We start from the raw sequence: 24291 nt of genomic DNA, 5'->3' as shown, positions 1-24291 counted from the left end.
CATGTTGTTCACAGAGAAGCATGCACCTACCTCACGGAGCAGCTCTACATAGTTCAGGTTCAGCAGCCAGTCTGCGTTGTTGAGCATCATAGCTTTTCCCTCGCCGAACTCGATGAAACGCTCCATCTGACGTTTGAAGCACTCTGCGTTGTGGTCGATCTCCTCGCGGGTCAGCATTTTTCTCATATCGGTTCTTCCGGACGGGTCACCGATCATGGTGGTGCCGCCGCCGATCAGGGCGATCGGTTTGTTTCCTGCCATCTGCATCCGTTTCATCAGGGTCAGTGCCATGAAGTGACCTGCGGTCAGACTGTCTGCGGTGCAGTCGAATCCGATATAGAACGTTGCTTTTCCATTGTTTACCAGGTCTCTGATTTCATCTTCGTCGGTTACCTGTGCCAGAAGGCCTCTGGCGATCAGTTCGTCATAAATCTGCATTTTGTTTTTCTCCTTTTTTCGGTTGACTTTCGGGTATGTGTTACCGTCTGGGACAGAGCCTTTTGTATCTATACAAAAAGACTCCCGTCCTTTCCGATTCAAAGGACGAGAGCCCGTATCTCCCGTGTTACCACCTTACTTCACAGCTGTCTCACGGCAGCTGCCTTTGTCGGTATCCAAAACCTCTGAATACCCTGACGCTGTAACGTTCGTCTCTTACGTCGCAGCCTACTAAAAACGTGCATCATAGTTCTTCTGCCGCCCGTTTTATTCGGTGCGCAACTCCGGGATGTATTCGAATCGTACAGAACCTGCATGCGCCTCTCATCTGCCGGCTGCTTTCTGTCCGCGTTTTTGTACGTCTACTTGTTCCCTTCCAAGCCTTTTTCCATGTTCCATAGTATAAACGGTGATTCGAAATCTGTCAAGACTTCTGCTTTCCGTTTTTTCATCCATTTTTAATATCCGCGGTCCTGATCCATCATATACAGGAGTGCGTTGCAGATGCACGCCGCGATATTGCTGCCGCCTTTTCGTCCGCGTGCCACGATATACGGGATATTGGTCTGCATAATCAGTTCTTTGGACTGTACCACATTGACAAAGCCGACCGGAACTCCGATGATCAGCGCCGGTTTTATTTTTCCTTCCCCGATCAGTTCATAGAGGCGGACCAGTGCCGTCGGCGCATTTCCAACCGCAATAATCAGCTTTTTATCCAGCTCCGCCGCTTTTTCCATGCAGGCTGCCGCACGGGTGCTTCCGGTTTCTTTTGCTCTTGCCGCAACATCTTCGTCTGACATAAAGCAGAGCGCTTCACCGCCGTGGCGCGCAAGCACCTTTTTGTTGATGCCGGATCTTGCCATCTGCGTATCCGTCACAATGCAGGCTCCCTCCCGGATCGCCTCGATGCCTTTTGCCACCGCATGCTCCGAAAAGCAGAGATTATCCGCATAATCAAAATCCGCACTTGTGTGGATACACCGCTTTACAACCAGTTCCTGATCCTCCGGGAACGTTCTTCCGTTTAATTCTTCCGTGATAATTTCAAAGCTTCTCTTTTCAATCTCGTGCGGGCTTACCTGCTCCAGTTCTATCTTCATCTTTATGCCCCTTCTTCCAGAATTTGATAAATCTTCTTCATGTCGAGATGCTCGCGCAGCGCATCTGCGAGAATATCGTACTGTGTCTCTTTGAATGTCTGGTAATCGACACCGTGAATCTGCTCCATGGCAATTCCCTTATTCTTTGCAAGTGCTTCCACGATCCGCTCGGCAACTTCTTCTTTGTCGAAAATGCCGTGCACATACGTACCGTACACATTTCCTCTCTGTGCACCGTCCAGCTTATCCGAATCAGCACGGTTCTGATCATCGATAAACGTGAATGCTTCTGTTCCTTCTTTCCGCACCGTTTCTCCCATATGGATTTCATAGCCCTCGATCCGGGTTCCCTCGATCCCGGCAAGAACGCCTTCTGTTTTTCCAAAAGCGCCCTCCGCGCGGGTTCTCGTCTTCTCACCGGCAAATACGGTATCCATCGGCAGGAGTCCCATTCCTTTGATCGTTCCGCCGGCTTCGACATGCAGCGGATCGCTCAGCGTATCTCCGAGCATCTGGAAGCCGCCGCAGACACCGAAAATTACTTTTCCGGCCGCAGCCGCCTTCAGTACGGCCGCTTCCAGACCATTCTGACGCATCCAGAGCAGATCCTCCATCGTGTTTTTCGTTCCCGGAAGCAGAATCATATCCGGATTTTTCAGTTCGGAGACAGAGCTTACATAGCGGAGTGATACGCCTTCGATCCGCTCGAACGGGTTGAAATCGGTGAAGTTTGAAATACGCGGGAGACGGATGACCGCAAGGTCAATGAGACCGATCTCCTCTTTTCTGGTGAATCGCTCGGTCAGACTGTCCTCGTCTTCCACTTCGATGTGGAGATACGGCGCCACGCCGACCACCGGGATGTGTGTTTTTTCTTCCAGCATCACAACGCCCGGGTCCAGGATGGTTTTGTCCCCGCGGAATTTGTTGATAATCAGACCCTTGATGCGGTCGCGCTCATCCGGCTCTAAAAGCTCTACGGTACCGTAAAGCTGAGCAAAAACGCCGCCGCGGTCAATATCTCCGACGAGGAGCACCGGTGCATCCACAAGCTTTGCCATTCCCATATTAACGATATCATCGGCTTTCAGGTTGATCTCCGCCGGACTTCCGGCTCCCTCGATCACAATGATGTCATACTGTTCTTCCAGTGCATGGTACGCTTTCATGATGTCCGGGATCAGCTCTTTTTTGTGGGAAAAATATTCCCGCGCACTCATGTTTCCCAGTACCTCACCGTTTACAATCACCTGTGAACCGGTGTCATTCGTCGGCTTTAACAGAATCGGGTTCATCAAAACGGTCGGTTCGATCCCGGCCGCTTCCGCCTGCATGACCTGTGCACGTCCCATCTCAAGGCCTTCTCTCGTAATAAACGAATTCAGCGCCATATTCTGTGATTTGAACGGCGCCACACGGTATCCGTCCTGATGGAAAATCCGGCATAAGCCCGCCGCAAGCAGACTTTTTCCCGCATTTGACATCGTTCCCTGTATCATAATTACTTTCGCCATCGTTTTTCCTCCTAAAACCACTGCAGAATCTGTGAAACGGCTTCTGTCAGAATCTGGTTTTCTTCATGTGTGCGTACGGCTGCACGGTAATATCCGTCGGCAAGGCCCGGGTAGTTGGAACAGTCGCGGATCAGAATGCCGCCTTTTTCCAGCCGTGCGGCAAGTCCTTTCGGTCCCTCAAAGAACAGATAATTTGCACAGGAATTCCATACGGTAAGACCTGCTTTTTCCAGTTCTGCTTTCATCCAGGCGCGTTCTTTTCCGATCAGTTCCCGTGCTTCTTTGACGTAAGCATCCTCGTTCAGGGCGGCAAGGCCTGCCATCTGCGCCGGAATCGAAACATTCCACGACTGCATGCTGCGGCTGATCCGATCCAGCAGATCCTCGTCGCTGCAGAGCAGATAGCCAAGACGCAGGCCCGGCATTGCGTAAATCTTTGTGAACGCACGCAGAATCAGCAGATTCGGATATTCGTCCAGTTTTCCCTGCATCGTCACTTTTTCCGGCTCCGGCAGAAATTCTATGAAACACTCATCCAGCACCAGATAGATGTTACGCTCCCGGCAGTTATCCAGGATCTTTAAAAGAAGCTCCTGCGGAATCGTAAGGCCGGTCGGATTATTTGGATTACATAAAAAGACAAGATCCAGATCGTCGGTCAGATCATCGCAGAAATCGTCCTGTAAAAGAAAGCCTTTTTCCTTTTGCAGCGGATACATACGGATAAAACACCCTGCCGCTGAAAGTGCTGCTTCATATTCTGCAAATCCCGGCGCTGCGATCAGCGCTTTTTTCGGGCGGAGAGCCTGTGTCAGGGCAAAAATAAGCTCCGCGGCGCCGTTTGCAAACAGGATATTTTCTTCTGGAAGCTGCTCCTTTTCCGACAGTGCCCGGGTCAGGTCCCGGCACAGTGCGTCAGGATACTGTTCCACCGATTCCGCGCTCTTTCTCACCGCCTCTTTCACACTTTCCGGAGCTCCAAGAGGATTGACATTCACAGAAAAATCGACTCTGCATTTTTTCATGTAAATGTCTCCTCCATGTGGATTTTGTCTCATACCATATGCCTTCCTTTCTCTTTTCCGTTGTGTTTCTATCTTCTCTTTTTACAGAAATAAAAAGAGCGCGCGGATTCCCGCAAAGAACACCAGTCCGAGGAACGAGGTCAGATACATCAGATGATTTGCTCTTTTGATATCTTCCGCCTCGACCGGGCGGATGTCATCGCCGATCGTTGGTTTCTTTACGACTTTGCCGAAATACACCGCATCTCCGGCAAGCTGTACTTCCAGCGCACCTGCCATAACTGCTTCTGTCTGCGCAGAATTTGGGCTGGCGTGGCAGTAACGGTCGCGTTTGTAAATTTTTTCTGCATTTTTCCAGTTCATGCGCTCGCATGCAGACGCAAGAATCATCAGCCATGCGCTGATTCTCGCCGGTATGTAATTGACGACATCGTCCAGCTTTGCCGCACACCGTCCAAAATACAGATATTTGTCATTTTTGTATCCCACCATGGAATCCATGGTATTGATGGACTTATACAGAAAGCCCAATGCCGGTCCGCCGATGGCAAGAAAGAGGAGCGGTGCAATGACACCGTCCGACGTATTCTCCGCGATCGTTTCCACGGCAGCTTTCGTCACTCCTGTTTCCGAAAGATTTTCCGTATCACGTCCTACGATCATGGAAACCGCATAGCGCGCCCCCGGAAGATCGTTTTCTTTTAATTTCTGATAGACCTTCATGCTCTCATCCTTCAGGCATTTCGTTGCCGGAATCTGCCAGCACCAGAGAACCTCCAGAAGGAAGCCGATGACCGGATGAATTTTAAATGCCGCAAAAAGCAGCAGTGCCGGAACACCGTATCCCGCCAGACAGACGAGGAGCACGAGAAAAACTCCTCCGGCGAGCTCTCCCTTTGGCGTTTTCGGAAATACCTTCCGCAGCCATTTTTCCAGCAGGGCAATGAGATTTCCGATCACACGGATCGGATGGTACAAAAAGGAGGGATCTCCAAGCAGCAGGTCCAATCCATAGCCCACAATCAGGGCTGCTAATGCTGTTTTCATCTTGTTTTCTCCTGTTCTTTCCGGTAAGAGACACACTGCTCCAGAAATTCCAGTGCGAGGTGCGGACTTGCCATATAGTAAAGATGCGGGAATCCCGCCATCATCCGTTTTGTCGCATGAATGCATTCCCAGTTCCGCTTCCGCAGCGGTTTTGCCGCATGCCATGCGTTTCCGCAGTCTGTGCTGTCGAAGTAATGGAACTCATGGCCGCGCACCGGATTTCCGCCGTTCTGAAAGGTATCTTTCGTGTTTGGCGTGAGGGTGATATAGCCGAATCTTCCCAGTTTTTTTGTCCGGTAAACACTTCCCGGAACAGCCTGTACCATGGGATACACATTTCCATCCATATCCTCCATGGATTCTGACAGGTACATATAACCGCCGCATTCTGCAAGAACCGGCATTCCCTGACAGATGGTATCGCGGATCTTCGTTCTCATGGTCTGGTTTTCCGAAAGCTCTTCTGCGTGCAGCTCCGGGTAACCGCCGCAGAACAGAAATCCGTCTGCATTCTTTGGCGGCTCCGCATCGGAAAGCGGTGAAAAATATTCAATTTTGGCTCCAAGTGACGCGAGAAGCTCCAGATTATCCCGATAAAAGAAACAGAATGCTTCATCCTTTGCAACGGCAAGAATCGGCTTCGCAGCACGCACCTTGGCGGCTGCTTCGCTTTCTGTCACCTTACGCAGGACTTCCGGCATTTTTCCCGAGAGCTCTTCTGCCCCTTCTGCAATCGCAAGAATTTTTTCAAAATCCAGTGTCTTCTGCAGTGTTTCCGCAAGCAGATTGACCTGCTCCTGCAGATTTTCCACCTCATCCGGCATCACAAGGCCGAGGTGGCGGCTTTCTAAGTGGCATTCCTTAAGTTCCGGCACAAAGCCGACACAGGAAATGCCAAGTTCTTTTTCCGCCATCGGCGCAATCTCCCGGTACAGCATCTCTGACATCCGGTTAAAGATTACACCGGCGATCCTGCTGTCCTCTTTGTACTGCAGGTATCCCTTGATAAAGGCAAGCGCTGAAACACTCATGCCTTTGGCATCGACAACCAGAAGAACAGGTGTTTTTGTCATACCAGCGAGATCGTAAGCGCTGCCATTGGTGGAAATTCCGCCAAGACCGTCGTAATATCCCATAACACCTTCCAATACGGAAATGTCATGACCCGCTGCATGTTTGCAGAACAGATACTGTGTTGTTTCTTCCTCTGTGAAAAACGGATCCAGATTACACGACGGGGCGCCGATTACCTGTTCGTGAAACATCGGATCGATATAATCCGGGCCGCACTTAAACGCAGCCGGCTGCTTTCCCATCTGCTGCAGTGCACGGAGCAGTCCGCAGGTAATCATCGTTTTCCCGCTTCCGCTCTTTCCTGCTGCCAGCATGATTCTTGGTGCTTTCATTCTTTAGCACCTCCCTGGGCTGTAAAGATATAAACCGGATTCTGGGCAATCATCAGATGGCTTCTTCCGGCCTTTTTCGCATTGGAAGCCTGCAGGCAGACGATTTCCGGCTCTTCAAACGCAAGTTCTTTGAAACACGATGCTGCCTCCGCTAATGTTTCCACGGTTACTGTATTTAATACCACGCGGATGTTCGGATTCTTCCGCAGGAGCAGTTCCAGAATCTCTTTTAAATTTCCGGCAGACCCGCCGATAAATGCATGCGTCGGAACCGGGAGTGCTTCGAGTGCTTCCGGTGCAGTTCCCTCAATAATTTCCAGATGATCCACTGCAAATTTCTTTTTATTTTCCTGCAGAAGTGCAACGGCTGCCGGATTTTTTTCTATCGCATATACCTTTCCCTGTGCTGCACGAAGCGCCATCTCAATCGAAACAGAACCTGTGCCCGCTCCAATATCATAGACAACAGAATTCGAAGAAAGCTGCAGATGAGAAAGAGACGCATTGCGCACTTCCCGCTTGGTCATCGGTACTTTGTCACGCAGAAATACTTCATCTGCCATGCCGGCTGTAAACTCCGGTTCCGGATTCGGGTTTTCAAACAAAAGAACCGCAAGCGGAGCAAACTCCATTTTAGCAAGTTCGAATGGGGTTCCTGTCACAATCTGTTCTTCCGGATACGACAGATCCGTTCCCACATGCAGCACAATCTGCTCCCAGCCGTACGAACTTAACGTCTGGCAGATTTCCCTGACACTGCCCTTTCCGCCGGCGATCGCCAGAGTTTTCCGGTTTCGGCGGACCGTCTCCAGAAAGTTGCAGTGCTGTCCGTGCAGGCTCACAAATGCTGCATCCTCCCAGGACACTCCGATTTTGGCACAGAAATAAACCAGCGAAGAAATTCCCGGCTCTACACGGACAGAAAAATCCGCATCTTCCGCAAGGACGGCCTGAAGTTTCTTTGCTCCGCTGTAAAAGCCGACATCACCCGACTGCAGAAGAACAATCTTTTCATATTCCGGGTGCGCCTTCAGATACTCGTAAATCTTTTCCGGGCTGTATTCTGCAAGCATTGGCTTCTGATATTTTTCTACTGCTTTTGTCATGCGTCCCGCACCGATCAGCACATCCGCCTGCTCACACGCATCTACGAGCGCCAGCGTCATCTGTGCTTCTGCACCAGGTCCGATTCCGGCGATCACGACGTCCCGTTTCACGGACAGATCAAATTTTTCAACGAGATACCGCTTGACCTCGTCCTCCGAGAGTCCTTCTTCCTCTTTCGGACGGCCGATCAGAACGACACGGACACCGGCCTTTTTTGCTGCCTCAATTTTTTCTTCAAAGCCGCCGTTTCTTCCGGATTCCTTCGTTACCATCCATTCGGCATGGAACGACTGCAGCATCGCAACGTTCATGTCCATAGAAAACGGTCCCTGCATGCCTATGGTATGTGCGGCATCAAATCCAAGCTCCGCGCAGGATGCAATTACGCCTGGCAGCGGCAGCACCCGTGCATACACACGGTTTTTATAATCCGGAAGCTCTGCAAATTTTGCGAGTTCCTTGCTTCCTGTTGTCACCAGAATCTTTCCCGCTGTGCCCGCCAGATACGATACCGCTTCTTCTGTCGTATCGACCATGACGCAGGATGGATCTGCCGCAAGCGACGGCCGCAGCAGCCGAAGGTACGTTTTTCCTGCTTTTTCACATGCGGACCGGATATTTTCCGACACAAGATCGGCATACGGATGGGTTGCATCGATAACCATTTCCGGCTGTTCTTCGCCAAAAAGCTGTTCCATCTCTTCTTCTGTCATTCTTCCGCTTCGAACCGTCAGGGCACCGCCCTCCTCGATCCGGCACTTACCGTATTCTGTCGCCGTACAGGCAAGGGATGCAATCTCATACTTCTTCAGAAAACTGCAGATCTCCCGGCCTTCCGTCGTTCCGGCAAAGACGATTACTTTATTCATAGCGATATCCCCTCGGCGTTACCATGTGATCCCGGATTTCCTTTGTCTGACTGTTTCCGATAAATACTGTCGTAAACATATCCACTTTTGTATTGCGAAGTTCTGCAAGCGTCATGGTCCGGCTCGTCTCCCCGTCTCTTCCGATCTGGCTTACGATTCCGCAGACGGTTTCCGGCGCTTTGTAACGAAGCATCAGATCACACGCTTTTTCCAGATAATCCGCTCTCTTATGGCTTCCCGGGTTATAAAGACAGATGACAAAATCCGCTTCCGATGCCAGCAGAAGACGTTTTTCAATTTTCTCCCACGGTGTCAGAAGATCGCTCAGGCTGATCAGGGCGAAATCGTGGATCAACGGTGCACCAAGAACGGCAGCGCCTCCCGTTGCGGCGGTCACGCCTGGAATTACCTTAATTTCAATATCAGGCCATTCTTCCGAAAGCTCATACATCAGACCTGCCATACCGTAAACGCCGGCATCTCCGCTGCAGATCATGGCAACCTGTTTTCCCTCTGCCGCAGTTTCAAATGCCAGACGGCAGCGCTCCACCTCTTTCCGCATCGGCGTCGTCAGAAATTCTTTTCCTGCAAAATGTTCTTTTACCAGATCCACATAGACGGTATAGCCGATGATCACATCGCAGTTCCGCAGCGCATCCGCCGCCTCGATCGTCATTTTTTCATATGCTCCGGGGCCGATGCCCACGACAAAAATTGTACTCAAAATACTGCCCTCCATTCCGCCGCAGCCAGTGCAACTGTTACACCGTCCGCTGCCTCTTTTTTCTTTATCAGTCTGCCGCCGACGAGAACTGCGCTGCGCTCACAGACATTGTCAATTCCTGTAATCTTCTTCACAAACGGAGACGGCGTAAATTCCCCCTCCGCCGTTTCCAGTTCTTCTGCAGAAAAGGTCCGGTACTGCCAGCCATACTTTTCCACCAGCTGCAGAATTCCCGGCTCCTGCGCTTTCAGATCAATACTTGCCGCCTGTCGAACTGCTTTTGGAGAAATCCCGGCCGCCGCAAGTGCCGCAAGAACCTTTTCTTCAATCCGGCCGGCCGGTGTATTCTTCTTACAGCCGATGCCGACGGTGATCACCTTCGGGATCAGGTGAAGTGTTCTCTCATATGGCGAATCCTCTTCCGATGTGGTAATGCAGATTCCCATCGACGGTTTTGCCGCCTCTTCCGGGATCAGTTCCTCCGGTTTTGTTCCCTCCACCGGAAAACGGCTGCAGAATCCAATCGTTTTTCCGTCCACCAGAAGCGCCGCTGCCTCTTTTGCCAGCTCCATCTCACAAATTTCACAATAATTTTTTACAGCAAAGACATCGACCGCAAACTTGTGATTGACATCCGTTGCCGTTGTAATGACCGGAACCGCACCCGTTACAGCTGCAACTTCTTCCGTCAGCTCGTTTGCCCCGCCGATATGGCCGGAAAGTAATGAAATCACGAACTTTCCCTGTTCATCCATACACAGAACCGCCGGATCTGTCTTTTTACTTTTCACGTACGGTGCAATACTGCGCACCGCAATCCCGCACGCCCCGATAAACAAAATCGCATCCATTTCCTGAAACATGCGCTCTGTCCATGCAGGAAGCGACGGTGCAATCGCAGGAATTCCCGCTTCTTTCCCGTACTTTTCCAGTGCATATCCTTCACAGCTGTGTTTTTTCAGTGCCGCACAGAGTTTTTGATTCCAGACGCATCCGTTTCTTGTAAAACTTGCTATGGCTATTTTCATCTTATTTTTCTGCCTCTCGGAATTCGGTGGTAAACGCCGGATTGTACAGATCACTTCTGCGGTAATTCCCCTGGGAAACGGCATTTCCAATGATCATCAGCGCTGTCTTGGTGATCTGGTTCTTTTTCGCGGTCTCGGCAAGTGTTCCAACGGTGCAGACAAACGTCTTTTCCTCCGGCCAGGTTGCTTTGTATACGATCGCTGCCGGAGTATCTGCCGTATAGCCGCCTGCAATCAGCTCACGGGAAAGTTCCTCTAAGAGTCCCGTGCTTAAGAATACAACCATCGTTGCCTGATGTGCCGCAAAGGACGCAATGCTCTCCCGCTCCGGAACCGGTGTTCTTCCGGCCATTCTGGTGATGACAACACTCTGGGAGATATCTGGCAGCGTATATTCCATTTCAAGGGCAGCAGCCGCTCCGCAGAAAGAGCTGACACCCGGACAGTCATCGTGAGCGATTCCAAGGGCATCGAGCGCATCAATCTGTTCGCGGATTGCACCGTACAGGCACGGATCTCCCGTGTGGAGTCTTGCCACAGTCTGGCCTTTGCTTTCGGCCTCTTTCATAACATCAATCACCTGCTCCAGCGTCATGGTTGCACTGTTATATACCACGCAGCCCTCTTTTTTCAGATCCAGCAGTGCCGGATTGACAAGAGAACCTGCATAAATGATAATGTCCGCCTCGCCAAGCAGCTTCTGTCCTCTTACCGTAATCAGATCCGGGGCTCCAGGGCCCGCTCCAATAAAATGTACCATCTATTTTTTCCTCTTTTCTTTTACAATAATCAGTGAATAGTAACTTGCCTGGTCCGGGATTTCTTCCGCGCTGAAATACTTCTGTTCCGTATCCATGCCGCAGTTTTCTACCATCACCGCCCGGCAGTTCTTTTCCTTCAGGAACTGTTTCACAGCCGGCATCTTTTTACCCGCTTTCATCAGAACCTTTGTTCCTGAAAGTTCCAGTGCATCTTCAATCTGGTAAGACGCCGGAATCACATGCAGTTCTTCGGAATTTTCCACCAGTCCCTCGGAAAGAGATGCTGCTGCCGCGCAGAACGATGTAACACCGCTTACAATTCTCGCATCGTAACCGTCTTCCAGTACCCGTCTGTGTACATAAAGGTAGGTAGAATACACGGTTGGATCTCCGAGTGTCAGAAATACTACGTTTTTTCCTGCATCCAGCAGCTCCTCTATTTTTTCTGCACCGCGCCGGTGATTTTCCTCCAGTTCTTTGGCATTCTTTGTCATCGGCATTGGAATAGCAACGAGCTCTTTTTCTGCCAGTTCCGGCACTGCCTGAACGGCAATCTGGTAGGCAATGCTCTCTTTTGGTTTCTCTCCTGGTACTGCAATCGTATCATTTTCCCGGATCAGACGGACAGCCTTTAACGTCATAAGCTCCGGGTCTCCCGGTCCGATTCCTGTTCCAAATAAAATTCCTGTCATTTTGTTTTTACTCTTTTCTGTTTTCTTTTTCTTCCTGCTCCCGCAGGCGCTCCAGAAGTTCTCCCGCTCCCGGGGTTTCCCCGAGCAGGCCCTCATTGCTTGAAAAAACAATCGCCTCCGTCTGCACTCTGCCCTCAATATGGTAATTCATGTAAAAAGCAATTTTTTCTGTCACTTTTTCCATGGTCTCTTTCAGGCATCCTGCTTCCTTTAAAATCTGCACCGCTTCTTCCGTCGTTCCGGTCTCCAGCAGTTTTTTTGCCAGTGCAAGATCCGCCCCTGCACGCACCGCCTGCGCCGTAAGAAGCTCCGCACGGCAGTCTGCCTCGTGGGAATGGGTATTCATAATTCCGCCGGACACCTTGACAAATTTTCCAAGATGTGCCACAAAAAGGATGGCGTCAAAGCCGAGCTCAGCTGCAAATTCCAGTGTTTTTCCGACGTAATTACTGCACTTAACGGAATGGTCTGCACGGACCCACGGATACGTTTTTAAGAAGTCCTGTCCGTAATTTCCCGGTGTCACCAGAAGGACACGGTCACCCTGTGCTTTCCGCATTTCCATCTCGACGCGGATCGTGGAAATCAGCGCCTCCTCGCTCATCGGCACTACAATCCCGCTCGTTCCAAGGATTGAAATGCCGCCGGTGATGCCAAGTCTCGGATTGAACGTATGCTTTGCCAGCTCTTCCCCCTCCGGTACGGAGATGACAACCTGCAGTGCACGGAAATCATCGAGTTTTTTCTGAATCTCCTCCACATTCTCGCGGATCATCTGGCGCGGTACATGGTTGATCGCCGCGTTTCCGACCGGCTGATCCAGCCCCGGCTTTGTCACACGCCCGACGCCGAATCCTCCATCGATTACAATTCCCTCTTCTGTTCCAAACGTCACTTCCGCGTAAATCAATGCTTTATCTGTCACATCCGGATCATCCCCGCCGTCTTTTCGGACGGCACAGCTTACTTTTTCGGCACTTCTCCGGATATCCAGCAATTCCAGATTCAGAACAATGCCCTTTGGCGTATGGATTTTCACTTCCTGTATTTCTTTCCCGGAAAGCAGCATAAACGCCGCTCCCCGCGCTGCCGCTGCAGCGCAGGAACCCGTCGTATATCCCATGCGGAGTTTCTTGCTGCCGCGCATAATATATGCATCTTCCAAGCCTGTCCTGCTCATGTTTTTCTCCTTAACAGATCCGGCGGTTTTTCTGCCGGATCACGCGATCTGTTTTATCATAACACACAATGAAAAAATGCTGAACCATTTTCGCATATTTTTTCAAAAAAGAGCAATTTTTCCCGGCTGTTTTTCTATCTCAGAAACTTATTCTTTTCCCAGCTTCCTGTTGTTTCAAACTCCGCAGCTCTTCTTTCTGCCTGTTTTACAATTTTTTCATCAATTCCCATATTTCCAAGCAGCGCAATCGCATTCTTTCCTCTTGCCGGCCCCTGTTCCAGGCGATACGGGAAGGAAATACTCTGCGCGGTAATCTGCTCTTCAAAATGATAATTGGTGTAGAGATCTTCCAGCAGATACGTCAGTTCAGTATCATGTGTTGCTGCAAGACAGAGCACATTTGCACGGCGCAGGGCAGCAAGCACACTCTCTGACGCTGCAATCCGCTCCGTCGTGTTTGTCCCCCGCAGCACCTCATCAATGACGCACAGAAGCGGTGTTTTTTCACGGCTTGCCTCCAGAATCCGTTTTAAAGATTTTACTTCCACAACAAAGTAACTCTCTCCCTGTGCCAGATTATCGCGGAGTGCCATAGATGTCATGATCCGGCACACAACACCGCGGTACCGCTTCGAAAGACTCGTGTTCAGTGCCTGTGCCAGAATCGCATTCACTGCCATGTTTTTCATAAATGTGGATTTTCCCGACGCATTCGAGCCGGTCAGCAGAATTCCGCCCTCCGCATACAGACTGTTTGCCACCGGATGTGTCAGAAGCGGATGATAAAGCTCCTCCACATCGATCCGGCAGCCCGCCTTTTTCTCATCCAGGAATTCCGGCCGACAGTAATACGAAAGGCTCTCCCGGTATGATGCTGCAGACAGTGCAAAGTCCAGGAGTCCAAGATCCTCTGCCATCTGCAGAATCGCTTTTTCATACGATTTCACCCCGGAAACAACCGAAGAATACTCGATCAGATCCAGCAGAAAGAACGTGTGAAAGTATGCAAAAATCATGCTTGCTGCACCGCCCTGCGATTCTTTCGTATTCACAAGTGTTCTGCATTTTCTTGTAATCGGACGGAGTTGTTTTTCCTGTTCTTCCAGACGCTTCTGATACATTTCCAGTCCGGAAATTTTTTCTTTTCCAAGTTCCCTGGCTGTCCGCTGCAGCCGCAGGATACAGCCAAACGCTTTTAATGCGCTCTCCAGCTTTTTGCTCTCCCTTCCATGCATCAGTCCGTTGCCGACCATAGAAGCAAACAGAACAGCCACACCCAGCGGAGGCAGTACAAACAGCAGTCCAATTCCAAGCACAGCAATACAGGCCATCAGAAGATATTTCCCCTTCTCTCCCGGCTCCGCCTCCATCAGTACGGCTATTTCTTCTGTCGGCGGATTCATCTTTTCTTTTCCCATCAAAAGAAATGCTTTCTGCACTGCTTCTCTGGCTTTTTGGTTCTCTGCAAAAAGCTTCATCAGCCGTTCCCGCTCTTCCCTGATTTCCGTTGTTGTGACCGGCATCCGAAGCGCTGTGTACAGATATTCTTCCCCGCACACCGACACTGTGTGGTCAACTGTGTCAAAAACCGCATCGAGATCCAGGTCATTCCAGGTAATCGCGTCCACGCAGAAGTTTTCCCCTGCTTTTCGTCTCAGACACGCTTCCAGTTTTTCTTTCTTTTCCCGTGCCGTCCGTTTCTCCTGCTTTTTTCCCCATTTCTTCCGCAGTTGTACCAGCTTCTTTTCCTGTTCATTTCTGTTATTCTGTACCATCCAAACTCCCAGCAGTATCAGAACCACAAAAATTCCTGCTGCCGTGTACAGTTCTTTCATGTCTTATCGCCATCCTTTTTCCTGCTCTGTATCATAAGTCTTTTGATTCTGTCTTATTCTAGCACAGAACCCTCTTCCCTTCCAGATTTTGTTACAAAAATCATCTCCACCGCCGCATGTACAGCCAGTCTCTGTGAACTGCTGCCGTCACCAATGCAGGTGGAAAGGGTAAGTATCTTTTGAACTTCCTTTTCCTCACCGCTGCCAAAGATAATGCTGTTTTCTTTTCTTTCCTGTACCCATGCATTCCAGTCCGCATCGCTCCATGCTCCCAGCCGGTAAACATCACTTTTGGCATCCGTCTCCTCCACACTCCAAATACGGCACTGCCATGCTTCACCCGGCAAATACAGGTACAGATACGGAAATTCCTGTTCCCACGACGCTTCACGATACTTTTTCAATCCTCCGAACATCGTTCCATCCCGCATATTATGCCCATATAAAATCGTGTGACGTTCAGAAAAATCCTCCGGTGTATCACACGGTGCAAAAATACTGCCGTAAATCCGCTCCCTGCAAAACGCATCGTGTGCCAGATAATATACGTTATCCTGCCCGCGCGCAACCGGAACATCTAAGGCGCAGCCCGGAATCCAAAGCCACGCGCAGATTTCTCTATTTTTTGATCGAAGTCCTGCAAAATCAATTGTCCGAAACAGATTTTGATCTGTACTGCCCGGTTCCTGCTCCTGCACTTCTTCGCTTTTTTCATTTTCCTCTTTGTTCTCTTCTTTTTCTTCTCTGACATACATCTGCACCGCTTCTTCCTGTTCTTTTCGAATCTGCCGGCTTACCCGAATCTGCGGCAGATACCAGAAAAAAAGCGCCGCCAATGTCAGAACTGCAATCCCTCTTCTTTTTCTGCTGATTTTTTCTCTCTCCATTTTGTTTTCATTCCACCACCCGAACCGATGGTGGAATGTTTTTCCGTTTTGTTATTCAACCGGAATCCGGTTTTTTACAATACTGTTGTGTCCATAATCATCCCAGCGGTATTTCTGATTTTCAAATACAACCTCACTTTCTTTGGGATGTCCGCAAAGATTTACCGATACCGAAAAGACGCGCGCAGGATCTTTTCCATATGCCGGCTCTTCTAGTTTTTTCACGGTAACATTCTTCGTACCTGTCACCTGCATAAGTGAATACCGCAGCACCTTCTTCTCCTGTACCCGGTAATCGTTTCCTGCCGGAATTCCCCGGATCTGTACCGACTGTTCCGTGTAGCCGTCCTGATCTGTCGTTTTCTCCACCTGTGTTTTTGTAAACGTAAGATAGCATTGGTATGTATGTTCTTTTCCATACAGATCCTTTCCCTTCACGGAAAACAGAAACGTTGGATTTCCATGCGCCCATGTAATCTCATCCGCCTTGATCTTCTTTGTAATCGTCAAGGTTTCACATGCAAGATCCTTCATCGTCACGGTCTGCACTTCCTGTTTTGCCTCCAGCACAAACGAAACCGGTTCTGCCGCAAGGTATCCATCCGGCGCGGCCTCCTCCACAAGGACATAAGAACCCGGCTTTATTTTTTCCAGTTCATGCGGGCCGCTTCCCCCTGAAATCCAGCTGTCCACACGGTTTCCATCCATATCTTTTAATACCAGCTTTGCGCCGGAAATTCGTTTTCCGCTCTCTGCATCTATTTTTTCAATTGTCAGATGTGTTCCATCATTTTCGACCGTCACCGACAGTTCCGATTTACCGTCAATTTTTCCGTTTTCTACCACAAATTCCCGGCATGTGCTGTCCAGCAGATAGCCCTCCGGAGATGCTGTCTCCTGATAGTACCAGACACCGTCCAAAAGTCCCGTCAGCTCAATTTTTCCATTTGCATCCGTCTTTTTTGTCTCATCAAAACTTCCATCTTTCGTCCAGATATGAAAGGCTGCTCCCTGAAGCACTTTTCCGTCTCCCTGACTTACTTTCTGCAGAACAAAACGGTTCTTCCAGTTTGTAAACGTCAGTGTGATCTGTGCGTTTTGTTCCCCGATCGTTATTTTCTTTTCCGTCGGATCCAGCACATATCCATTTGGAGCCGCCGTTTCCCGCACAAGATACGTTCCGTACTCCAGCCCGTCTTTGAACGCCTCTCCATTTTCATCCGTTTTCAGCACAGCTGCTACCGCCTGATCCGGAAACAGCACTGTTCCGTTTACCGTTGTAATTGCTCCGCTCGCAATCACCTGGTATGTTGCACCAGAAAGTGCTTTCCCTGAGTTTTCTTCCGTCTTTTTTATCTTCAGTGAGCCTGTTTTTCTTGTGTTTTCTGCTTCCAGATGGATCGTCTGCATGCCTTCCTTGTCAATGGAAAATTCCTGCTCCCAGTTTCCTGCATAACCAGCTGGATTCTTTGTCTCCACAACACGGAATTTTCCATTTTCACTGTCTGTATCCCGAATTCCCTCCAGCAGATAAGAACCCGTTTTTTTCACCCAGTTCATCTTTTTGAATTCACTCCAGGTGTTGTTTTTCCAGCGGTACACGGTAAATTCTGCACCCGAAAGAGCTTCTTTTGTCTCTGCATCCATTTTTTTCACTACAAGATCTCCTACTTTCGACAGATGACAGGGAACGTTCGCTGTGTAACCAAATTCCGAAGTATTCCACGGCACAACCGTTATTCCCGTTTCCCGGGATGCTCCATGCCAGTTGTTGTACGTACTGGAAGTATCGTTTACAAAATTATCCGGCCATTTTTTCGGTGCTTTCACTCCGCCGCCGGGACCAGTTACCGCGTCGTTAGTGCCTCCATCATAGAAAATCATCGTCTGGGAATTTCCTTCAAAGGTAAATGTAACCCAGCCTTCCGAATTTTCCGGAGTTGTTCCACCGTCCGGCTCAGAGCCGCGTCTTGCCGACCAGATCGCTTCTGTTCTGGCATCGTAGACGATTCTGGCATCTGCCTCCTTCGTCAGATAGATATGTTCTGTCTCATCAGCCAGATAAAAGCCCTGCTTAAAGTCCAGATCCGAAAGTGTAAAATATCCTTTCACATTCAGCGGATTTCCTTTACTGTCGTAATAAGCAAACCGTACCTTGATCCAGAGCAGACCTTTAATATCAATGACCGGCTTGTTGTGGTCAATCGCCACGACTACCGCATCCACGTCCTCATACCCTGATGGTACAACCGTGTTCTGCCAGTCTTCCAGCCAGATCCGCATCGTTACATTTTCCCCGTGGCGCTCTCCAACATTCGTATATTCCGCATACATTTTTCCTTTTTTCGACTCCAGCGGCGTGAAGGAACGGATATTACTCCATCCCTTCACATCGGCCGCCGGCCACCATGTGGAACAGCATTTCGAATGGCTCTCTCCGTTTTTGCAGAACAGATTGTCCCAGGTACTTCCATCTGTACTTCCAAAACGGATTTTTGTCTCACTTCCGATCAGCGGGGTAAAATCATATCGGCCGTCAATAACAGAGTCCGATGATACAACTTCTCCGATTCCGGCTTTCGAAAGAGAAGGAAGACTCGTAAGACTCGAAGCCAGAACATCTTCCCGAAAACAAAATCCCAACAACAGCAGAATTCCTGCGAGAAACCAGAAGCTTTTCTTTGCTCTTTTCATTCTTTCCTCCTTTCAGACCGGCCCGCGGTAAGAAACAGGAAGGCTCCTGTCACGACAATTCCAATGGGGACCGCTGCTGACGGATCGCGCAGACCTGTTTTTGGCGCGCTGTGCCAGATAGAGGGGCCTTCTTCCTGCGGCAGATCTTCTCCTTCGACAGAAAAAATCCATTTTACCCCGCTTTTCCGAAGTGCCCATTCATTTCCAAGTTCTGACGGCACACGGATTGAAAAACAGATTTCTTTCCGTTCATCTGGACTGCATATTCCAAGACTTTTTGCTGCCCATAGTCCCTCACTCTCTAAATCACCTTCATAAATCACGCTGTCTCCCTCTCGTATTTCCAGTTTCACCTTGGAAAGCAGTTCTTTTTCTGTTTCACTGAGTTCTTCCGGAAGTTCCGTCCGCAGAAAAAATTCTGCACGGCTTGCTGTCGTGTTCACCAGTGTAAACGTATCTTCCCATTCATCTCCCGGCATCAGCACTGGAAAGTTCCGAAAGAAATTGTCGGGTGCCAGGATCAGATTCCGCGCTGCTCCTTCGTACGAAACGGTGAGGAAGCTCTGCTGCGAAACCTCCGAAACGGTATTATCCGCCTCGTGGACACACTGTTCAATTTCCAGTTCTTCTCCCCACGGAGCTTCTGCCGTAAAATCCGGCGTCACATTCGCTGCCTGTACGGCCTCCGCCTGGATTTCAACGGACAGCACCTGTCCCTCCGCCTCACTGGTCCACGCAGACGGAATGGTGATTGTACGGAAAAAATCGACAGATTCCTGCTTTTCCAGTACTTTTGGATAATAATAATACTCTCCTGCTTTCAGCCAGACGTCCTCGATTCCCCCAAGGTCCTCTTCCCCCAGACGGTAATCCTGCGTTTCTTCCTCATCAAACACAGGCTTTACCCGGACATAGCATGGTTCAGCATAATTAGTGATCCGCGGAATTTTTGAAATCACCTGGGAGGGCAGTACAATGCCGTTTTCCGGTCCCTCATACTTCTTTTCTCCATCCCCGTCTTCCTCATATTCCCAGATTCCAATATTTACATCTCCGACAGCTATTTTGTTAATGGTCTCAACACTGCTCCGGTAATATGCATACGTTCCGCTGATTCCCATCAGAAGACTTGCCGCCGCACATCCGATCCTGACGCGTTTTCCTTTCATGTCTGACCACCTCTCTCATAAGCGTCCCATGCCTCCCGATAGTCGTGAAATACCATATTTCCCTTCTGGATCTGCACCGATTCCTCGTAGACCGAAACCTCAAGTTCTTTCTGTTCCATTTCTTTTGCAACGCGGATTCCGGTAAACAATTCCGTCGTGCTTTCGCCTTCTGAAACCGGTTTTTTGTAATAATAGTAGTCATCTTCTCCTTTTACCCAGTTTTCCGTATCAAGTCCCTCAATCGCTTCAATTGGTTCACTGAATATAAGTGCCGCACGAATATAGCAGGCAACGGAGCCTTCATTTCTGATTTTTACTCTCTTTACCACACTTTTCCCTGGCGGTACGGGCGTCGGTGTCGGAAATTCTTCATCGATCGTACTTGTATTATGTCCGAACACCATACGATTCCAGACACTCTCGTGATCTGTAAAATACGCCGAAGTTCCCGGCAGCAGCCAAATGGCTGCCGCCATCGTACACCCGGCCGCACCCGCAAGGAAAAACAGCCGTTTCGTCTTTTTCTTCATCTTTTGTCCCCCAGAAAACTGCTTAAATTCCAGGTGCTTCTGTCTGTTCCGGCTCCGACTGCGGTGCCGTTATCTGCCCCTTCTGCCCATTATTCTGATTTACATACTTCTCCCAGGCCTTTGCTGCCCGCTCGGCAACCGTACTTCCCTCACCGGTATTCAGCGCCTGGATTGCATAATAATTGATCGGAATATCGACCTCTTTTTCATCCAGCTGCCCTTCCACGATATTAGCTGCTGTCACGCTCGTAAATAAAGGATCCGTCGTTTTTCCAGCTGCGAGCACTTCATTGTAGAGATATGTATATACCATCGAATTGTTCTGTTTTTTCTTGTACATCAGCACCCATTTTTTCGAAAGCTGATTCATCGAAAACAGTTCCGTATCGACGGCTGCCCCGCCGTTTAAACGGTTTCCGGATGTATCTGCAACGATCACTTTTGCGATTGGTATGGAAACATCCATATAGACGTAAGAATCATTTTTACCTTTATTTTCGATACGCGGGTCCTTCGGAATCACCTGGGTCGGCACAATATGATTGGTCTTTCCGTCCGGATCCGGTGCGTACGATGGTTCATGTCCTTCGATATCTACTTTTCCCACAACAAACTGGTTCGTCACAGAATCCTTATCCGTCAGATACGCCAGTGTTCCGCCCGCTGCCAGGGCTCCTGTCAGAAGCAGTGATGCTGCCCAGAATACGATTTTCCGCTGTTTTTTCATAGATCAATTCCTCCTGTTTTCCTAAATAATTTTGCTGATTCTTTTTATAACTTGTTTTCCTGCATGATTTTTCTGCCGTGCCAAAGCTGCCGGATTGTAAAAAGCATCACCGCTCCCACGGCCAGAAAAAAGAGTGTTCCTCTCTGCCGGAGCCAGACGATACCAAAGCCAAGCCAGGGAAGAGCTGCGATCACATTCCCGATCACCTGTTTTTCCAAAACGATGCCTGCATCTTCCTCCGCGTTGGCATCCCCCTTGGTACAGTATCCTTCCTCGCTCTTTTCCACGATCCGGTGTGTCACCACCATATTTCCTCTCCGGTAGGTAATCACATCCCCCGGATTCCATTCCTTCTTCCGTCCATCCACAACCACAACAGATCCCGTCGGGATCTCCGGTTCCATGGACCCGGACAGTACGACATAGGCGCAGAAATACTGCATCAGATACCATCCCGCCGCCAGAAAAAGGAAGAAAAGAAAGCCCTGCAGCCCCCGTTTTCCTTTTGCTTTCATTTGCTCCCTTCCGTCGATGCGGACATCCAGACTGTCATTTTTGCACGCAAAAAACAGAGGATAGCATTTACCCTCTGTCTCAGAATATCCCTGTTTCATTTTCTCTAAAGTTCTTGTAAAAGTGATTTAAACTTACCACAGTCCGGGCGAAAACGCAAGCATTGTCTGCCCGTTTAATTCTAAATTTTTTCTAAAGCCTGAAACGCAGAAAATTTTCAGAACTTTTCCCGGATCTTTTTTTCTCCAAACGCAAGCCGCTTTTCCAGCTCCTGCCCATTTTCTGTCCCAAGGATGTTTCGCATTACACTCTCTTCTTCCCGGATTCCTTTTCCGTGAAGTACGCAGTATGCGCCGGCATCACTTCCCGCCGCAAGCACAACGTCCTTTTCAAATGCAAGCTGCAGACCTTTTTTCTGCGTCTCAAAAATCCACGCCAGCGTTTCAGCCGGATATCTGCCGTTCTCCAGAAGATTCGAAACCGTCACAATTGTCGGCACCCAGATTGTTGCATGCTCTGCCATACAGCAGATGCTCTCTTCATTCTGAAAGTTCCCGTGCTCAACCGAGTCCACGCCTGCCTCTGCCGCATCCATCACAGCCTGTGCGCCGTTCACATGCGCCATCACAGAAAGCCCCGCATCATGCGCCGCAGCCGTCATTGCAAAAACCTCTTCCCTGGAAAGCGGCTCACTGGTCACATGCCCCTTTGTCGCGAAATCCAGGATTCCCGTCGTCATGATCTTGATAAAATCTCCGCCCGCACGGCGTACTTCACGTACAAGCACGCAATACTCTTTCCAGTCTGAAAATGCGCGTCCGACAATTTTTCCATAACGGCCCGCCCTGTGAATCGCAAAAACCGGTGTGCGGTATGTGATCCCGTACTCCGGCGCAAGGCTCCGTGCAAGAACACCCGCCCCGTACGGATCTCCGCCGTCACGCACATAGGAAATCCCTGCCTTCTGATACGCCGCCAGATGTTCCCGGATCAGATCCTCCCGCGGGCCGTTTTCATGCGCTGCCGCCGCCTTTTTGTAATCCACACCGTCCATAAAAATATGGGCATGGCATTCTGCTGTCACCATTTTTGTTTACCGCCTTATCTCCGATTCCACCACAGCTTCTCTGCGGCCCATTTTCCAGTTCTGCTCCGAGAGATACAGATGATATCCACAGCCGTTTTCTACTCGCCAGTCATAGTAACTCCTCTGCGGCACGCCGTACTGCTCAAGGATACTCATGATCGTGCCTCCGTGCACCACCATCGCCACGTTGCGGTAATGGCGGCGGATACACGTATCCACCATCTTGTCAAAGCCGGCGATGCAGCGGTCCTTGAACTGCTGCGGGCTCTCACCGCCCGGAAAGGCAAGCGTCGCCATGGAATCAATCCACTCCTGGTATTTCGGATTGTCTTTTAATTCCTGATAATTTTTGTTCTCAAACTCACCAAAATTGCACTCTGCAAATTCCGGGATTTTGACCTGTTTGGCGTACGGATACAGAATGTCTGCCGTTTCCAGACACCGTTTCAGCGGGCTGACGAACAGAAGCTCAACGGTATCCATCGTCCGCTGTTCCAGCTCTTTTTTCCCTTCCTCACACAGTGGTTCATCCGTCACGCCGATATACCGTCCTAACGTATTGCCATAGGTTTTTCCATGGCGGATCATTGCAATTTTAATCATGTTTTTCCTCACCTTTCAGCAGGATTCCGACTCCGCACACCACACGGGTTACCGAATCAGCCGTTGCTGCCAGCTCCGTACAGATGCGCCCCGTCTTTTCCCGCCATTTCCGGTCGAAGGGTTCGATCGGAACCACTCCGTAACCGAGTTCATTCGTAACAATGCAGATTTCCGGATTTTTCTGCAGCAGTTCTTCCAGTTCCGCTTCTGGTGCAGTCCCGGTCTCCTCTTCCAGAAGGAGCCATCTGCGGACCAGCTCCTGAAAATCATATACGCCGGAACATGCCGACAGCTCCTCTTTCGAAGCTGCTGCCCCATCGGCCCATCCTGTTTCTTTTCCGGTCATCTTCTTTGCAAAGTCAAGCTTTCCCTGAAAAGCCCCTCCAATTACTAATTTCATTTCCAGTTCTCCATTCCAAGAGAAAGTACCACAAGAGACAGGAGCTGTGCCAGCTCACAGAGCGAAAGGAAATAGCCTGCGAGATCTCCTGTAATTCCTCCAAAATACTTACTGCTTTTCCATTTATAATAACAGAATACCAGTGCCGACACAACCAGTACATCCAGTGCCGCCCAGACGCAGAACGAAGCTGAGAGCGCCGTCACGGCAAAAATCGTCACAACAAGCACCGCCGCCGTTCTTTTTTTCTCTGCGCTCATGCCAAACGCTGCCGCTGTTCCTTTCGGATTGGCATTTGGAAAAAACGCGATCGAAAGACCGCTGAACGATCTCGAAACTGCGAAGCCAAATGCATACGCTGGAAAAATCTTCCAGACAAGTTCTCCGGCTGCGCCCGCGTACAGTACAAAATACAGACATCCCATAATAATCGCAAATGCTCCGGCGTGCGGGTCTTTTAAGATTTCCAGTCGGCGCTGTTTTTCTCTCCAGGAACTTAACGCATCCATCGTATCCAGATAGCCGTCGAGGTGAATGCCTCCCGTCACCAGAACCGGAACTGCCGTCAGCACTGCAGCCCGCAGCATGCTTCCCGCGCCAATCTGCTGCAGCATCCAGAAAAGCACCGCCGAAACTGCACCGACAGCCAGTCCGACCCACGGAAAGAAACACAACGCATATTTCATGTTCTCTTTTTCCCAGTCTGCCGGCGGCATCGGGATTTTCGAGTACATGGCAAACGCCACTTTAAAGTTATTCCATATCATTTTCATCTTATTCTTTTTTTATTCTGACGGGAATCCCATACACAACCTCGGTCACACAATCCGCCATCTCTGCCAGACGTACATTAATGTTTCCCAGGATCCGCTGGTATTCCATCGTCTCCTCCTCATATCGGTATCCGTCCGAAAAAATTTCATTCGTCACCAGAACCAGATTCCGCGCCTGA

Annotated in this window: 24 protein-coding genes; all 24 read right to left on the bottom strand. The window is 49.8% G+C overall.

Translation table 11 applies throughout. The features are described from left to right. Positions 1–438 (bottom strand): tyrosine--tRNA ligase (gene tyrS, locus ACY2VW_RS10950; protein WP_461878097.1); only part of this gene is annotated, 438 nt, incomplete at its 3' end. Between the two features lie 458 nt (positions 439–896). After that, positions 897–1541 carry a precorrin-8X methylmutase gene (locus tag ACY2VW_RS10945; RefSeq protein ID WP_055218068.1) on the bottom strand — a complete coding sequence of 215 codons (645 nt, stop codon included), beginning with the start codon at positions 1539–1541 and terminating at the stop codon, positions 897–899. A 2-nt stretch (positions 1542–1543) separates the two neighbouring features. Then, complete coding sequence (locus ACY2VW_RS10940) at positions 1544–3055, bottom strand: cobyric acid synthase (protein ID WP_461878096.1); 1512 nt, start codon at positions 3053–3055, stop codon at positions 1544–1546. Between the two features lie 11 nt (positions 3056–3066). Next, the gene (cobD, locus tag ACY2VW_RS10935) at positions 3067–4080 is read right to left on the bottom strand and encodes a threonine-phosphate decarboxylase CobD (protein ID WP_461878095.1); all 1014 of its coding nucleotides are present in this window, start codon (positions 4078–4080) and stop codon (positions 3067–3069) included. A gap of 81 nt (positions 4081–4161) precedes the next feature. Then, positions 4162–5127, bottom strand: a complete 966-nt coding sequence (cbiB, locus tag ACY2VW_RS10930) for an adenosylcobinamide-phosphate synthase CbiB (RefSeq protein ID WP_461878094.1) — start codon at positions 5125–5127, stop codon at positions 4162–4164. After that, on the bottom strand, positions 5124–6533 hold the full coding sequence (locus ACY2VW_RS10925) for a cobyrinate a,c-diamide synthase (RefSeq protein ID WP_461878093.1): 1410 nt from the start codon (positions 6531–6533) through the stop codon (positions 5124–5126). The genes cbiB and ACY2VW_RS10925 overlap by 4 nt, the downstream gene beginning before the upstream one ends. Then, positions 6530–8509: a precorrin-6A reductase gene (gene cobK, locus ACY2VW_RS10920; protein ID WP_461878092.1), complete on the bottom strand. Its 1980-nt coding sequence runs from the start codon at positions 8507–8509 to the stop codon at positions 6530–6532. Before cobK ends, ACY2VW_RS10925 begins: the two co-directional genes overlap by 4 nt. Further along, positions 8502–9248, bottom strand: coding sequence for a precorrin-3B C(17)-methyltransferase (gene cobJ, locus ACY2VW_RS10915; protein ID WP_461878091.1), 747 nt, complete (start codon positions 9246–9248; stop codon positions 8502–8504). The genes cobK and cobJ overlap by 8 nt, the downstream gene beginning before the upstream one ends. Further along, entirely contained in the window at positions 9230–10261 is a 1032-nt protein-coding gene (locus ACY2VW_RS10910) for a cobalt-precorrin 5A hydrolase (RefSeq protein WP_461878090.1), read from the bottom strand. The genes cobJ and ACY2VW_RS10910 overlap by 19 nt, the downstream gene beginning before the upstream one ends. A 1-nt stretch (position 10262) precedes the next feature. Next, positions 10263–11021, bottom strand: a complete 759-nt coding sequence (gene cobM / locus ACY2VW_RS10905) for a precorrin-4 C(11)-methyltransferase (protein WP_022462305.1) — start codon at positions 11019–11021, stop codon at positions 10263–10265. Further along, entirely contained in the window at positions 11022–11714 is a 693-nt protein-coding gene (gene cobI / locus ACY2VW_RS10900) for a precorrin-2 C(20)-methyltransferase (protein ID WP_461873089.1), read from the bottom strand. A gap of 7 nt (positions 11715–11721) precedes the next feature. Continuing rightward, positions 11722–12894 carry a cobalt-precorrin-5B (C(1))-methyltransferase CbiD gene (cbiD, locus tag ACY2VW_RS10895; protein WP_173826982.1) on the bottom strand — a complete coding sequence of 391 codons (1173 nt, stop codon included), beginning with the start codon at positions 12892–12894 and terminating at the stop codon, positions 11722–11724. A 134-nt stretch (positions 12895–13028) separates the two neighbouring features. Next, the gene (locus tag ACY2VW_RS10890) at positions 13029–14729 is read right to left on the bottom strand and encodes a MutS-related protein (protein WP_461878089.1); all 1701 of its coding nucleotides are present in this window, start codon (positions 14727–14729) and stop codon (positions 13029–13031) included. Positions 14730–14782: 53 nt separating this feature from the next. Continuing rightward, entirely contained in the window at positions 14783–15616 is an 834-nt protein-coding gene (locus tag ACY2VW_RS10885) for a class B sortase (protein WP_461878088.1), read from the bottom strand. A 51-nt stretch (positions 15617–15667) separates the two neighbouring features. Continuing rightward, a complete protein-coding gene (locus ACY2VW_RS10880; protein WP_461878087.1) occupies positions 15668–18310 on the bottom strand; it encodes an MSCRAMM family protein in 2643 nt (880 codons plus the stop codon). Next, entirely contained in the window at positions 18307–19479 is a 1173-nt protein-coding gene (locus tag ACY2VW_RS10875; protein WP_461878086.1) for a hypothetical protein, read from the bottom strand. The genes ACY2VW_RS10880 and ACY2VW_RS10875 overlap by 4 nt, the downstream gene beginning before the upstream one ends. Beyond that, on the bottom strand, positions 19476–20009 hold the full coding sequence (locus ACY2VW_RS10870) for a hypothetical protein (RefSeq protein WP_461873095.1): 534 nt from the start codon (positions 20007–20009) through the stop codon (positions 19476–19478). Before ACY2VW_RS10870 ends, ACY2VW_RS10875 begins: the two co-directional genes overlap by 4 nt. 22 nt (positions 20010–20031) lie before the next feature. Next, complete coding sequence (locus ACY2VW_RS10865; RefSeq protein WP_461873096.1) at positions 20032–20736, bottom strand: SipW-dependent-type signal peptide-containing protein; 705 nt, start codon at positions 20734–20736, stop codon at positions 20032–20034. A 44-nt stretch (positions 20737–20780) separates the two neighbouring features. Further along, positions 20781–21350 (bottom strand): signal peptidase I, encoded by a 570-nt coding sequence (locus tag ACY2VW_RS10860; protein ID WP_461878085.1) that lies wholly within the window; start codon positions 21348–21350, stop codon positions 20781–20783. A gap of 116 nt (positions 21351–21466) precedes the next feature. Then, a complete protein-coding gene (locus tag ACY2VW_RS10855; protein WP_461878084.1) occupies positions 21467–22336 on the bottom strand; it encodes an amidohydrolase family protein in 870 nt (289 codons plus the stop codon). Positions 22337–22342: 6 nt separating this feature from the next. Further along, positions 22343–22939 carry a histidine phosphatase family protein gene (locus tag ACY2VW_RS10850; protein WP_117800972.1) on the bottom strand — a complete coding sequence of 199 codons (597 nt, stop codon included), beginning with the start codon at positions 22937–22939 and terminating at the stop codon, positions 22343–22345. Beyond that, positions 22932–23339 (bottom strand): bifunctional adenosylcobinamide kinase/adenosylcobinamide-phosphate guanylyltransferase, encoded by a 408-nt coding sequence (locus ACY2VW_RS10845; protein ID WP_461878083.1) that lies wholly within the window; start codon positions 23337–23339, stop codon positions 22932–22934. Before ACY2VW_RS10845 ends, ACY2VW_RS10850 begins: the two co-directional genes overlap by 8 nt. After that, positions 23336–24112 carry an adenosylcobinamide-GDP ribazoletransferase gene (locus ACY2VW_RS10840; protein WP_461878082.1) on the bottom strand — a complete coding sequence of 259 codons (777 nt, stop codon included), beginning with the start codon at positions 24110–24112 and terminating at the stop codon, positions 23336–23338. The genes ACY2VW_RS10845 and ACY2VW_RS10840 overlap by 4 nt, the downstream gene beginning before the upstream one ends. 1 nt (position 24113) lies before the next feature. After that, complete coding sequence (locus ACY2VW_RS10835) at positions 24114–24272, bottom strand: hypothetical protein (protein WP_461878098.1); 159 nt, start codon at positions 24270–24272, stop codon at positions 24114–24116. Between the last annotated feature and the right edge of the window lie 19 nt (positions 24273–24291).

It is taken from the genome of Fusicatenibacter sp., assembly GCF_977045365.1.
The sequence above is the reverse complement of the archived record's forward strand: the minus strand, read 5'-3'. Positions and strand labels throughout refer to the sequence as shown.

Bases quoted from the DNA above. Each gene is read 5' to 3' on its own strand.
- ACY2VW_RS10940 (WP_461878096.1), bottom strand. From the start codon at position 3,055: ATGGCGAAAGTAATTATGATACAGGGAACGATGTCAAATGCGGGAAAA.
- ACY2VW_RS10850 (WP_117800972.1), bottom strand. From the start codon at position 22,939: ATGATTAAAATTGCAATGATCCGCCATGGAAAAACCTATGGCAATACG.
- ACY2VW_RS10885 (WP_461878088.1), bottom strand. From the start codon at position 15,616: ATGGAGAGAGAAAAAATCAGCAGAAAAAGAAGAGGGATTGCAGTTCTG.
- ACY2VW_RS10925 (WP_461878093.1), bottom strand. From the start codon at position 6,533: ATGAAAGCACCAAGAATCATGCTGGCAGCAGGAAAGAGCGGAAGCGGG.
- ACY2VW_RS10875 (WP_461878086.1), bottom strand. From the start codon at position 19,479: ATGAAAGGAAAACGCGTCAGGATCGGATGTGCGGCGGCAAGTCTTCTG.
- cobJ (WP_461878091.1), bottom strand. From the start codon at position 9,248: ATGGAGGGCAGTATTTTGAGTACAATTTTTGTCGTGGGCATCGGCCCC.
- cobI (WP_461873089.1), bottom strand. From the start codon at position 11,714: ATGACAGGAATTTTATTTGGAACAGGAATCGGACCGGGAGACCCGGAG.
- ACY2VW_RS10870 (WP_461873095.1), bottom strand. From the start codon at position 20,009: ATGAAGAAAAAGACGAAACGGCTGTTTTTCCTTGCGGGTGCGGCCGGG.
- ACY2VW_RS10880 (WP_461878087.1), bottom strand. From the start codon at position 18,310: ATGAAAAGAGCAAAGAAAAGCTTCTGGTTTCTCGCAGGAATTCTGCTG.
- ACY2VW_RS10865 (WP_461873096.1), bottom strand. From the start codon at position 20,736: ATGAAAAAACAGCGGAAAATCGTATTCTGGGCAGCATCACTGCTTCTG.
- ACY2VW_RS10855 (WP_461878084.1), bottom strand. From the start codon at position 22,336: ATGGTGACAGCAGAATGCCATGCCCATATTTTTATGGACGGTGTGGAT.
- cbiB (WP_461878094.1), bottom strand. From the start codon at position 5,127: ATGAAAACAGCATTAGCAGCCCTGATTGTGGGCTATGGATTGGACCTG.
- ACY2VW_RS10910 (WP_461878090.1), bottom strand. From the start codon at position 10,261: ATGAAAATAGCCATAGCAAGTTTTACAAGAAACGGATGCGTCTGGAAT.
- cobD (WP_461878095.1), bottom strand. From the start codon at position 4,080: ATGAAAAAATGCAGAGTCGATTTTTCTGTGAATGTCAATCCTCTTGGA.
- cobM (WP_022462305.1), bottom strand. From the start codon at position 11,021: ATGGTACATTTTATTGGAGCGGGCCCTGGAGCCCCGGATCTGATTACG.
- ACY2VW_RS10890 (WP_461878089.1), bottom strand. From the start codon at position 14,729: ATGAAAGAACTGTACACGGCAGCAGGAATTTTTGTGGTTCTGATACTG.
- ACY2VW_RS10845 (WP_461878083.1), bottom strand. From the start codon at position 23,339: ATGAAATTAGTAATTGGAGGGGCTTTTCAGGGAAAGCTTGACTTTGCA.
- ACY2VW_RS10945 (WP_055218068.1), bottom strand. From the start codon at position 1,541: ATGAAGATAGAACTGGAGCAGGTAAGCCCGCACGAGATTGAAAAGAGA.
- ACY2VW_RS10840 (WP_461878082.1), bottom strand. From the start codon at position 24,112: ATGAAAATGATATGGAATAACTTTAAAGTGGCGTTTGCCATGTACTCG.
- cobK (WP_461878092.1), bottom strand. From the start codon at position 8,509: ATGAATAAAGTAATCGTCTTTGCCGGAACGACGGAAGGCCGGGAGATC.
- ACY2VW_RS10860 (WP_461878085.1), bottom strand. From the start codon at position 21,350: ATGAAACAGGGATATTCTGAGACAGAGGGTAAATGCTATCCTCTGTTT.
- cbiD (WP_173826982.1), bottom strand. From the start codon at position 12,894: ATGAGCAGGACAGGCTTGGAAGATGCATATATTATGCGCGGCAGCAAG.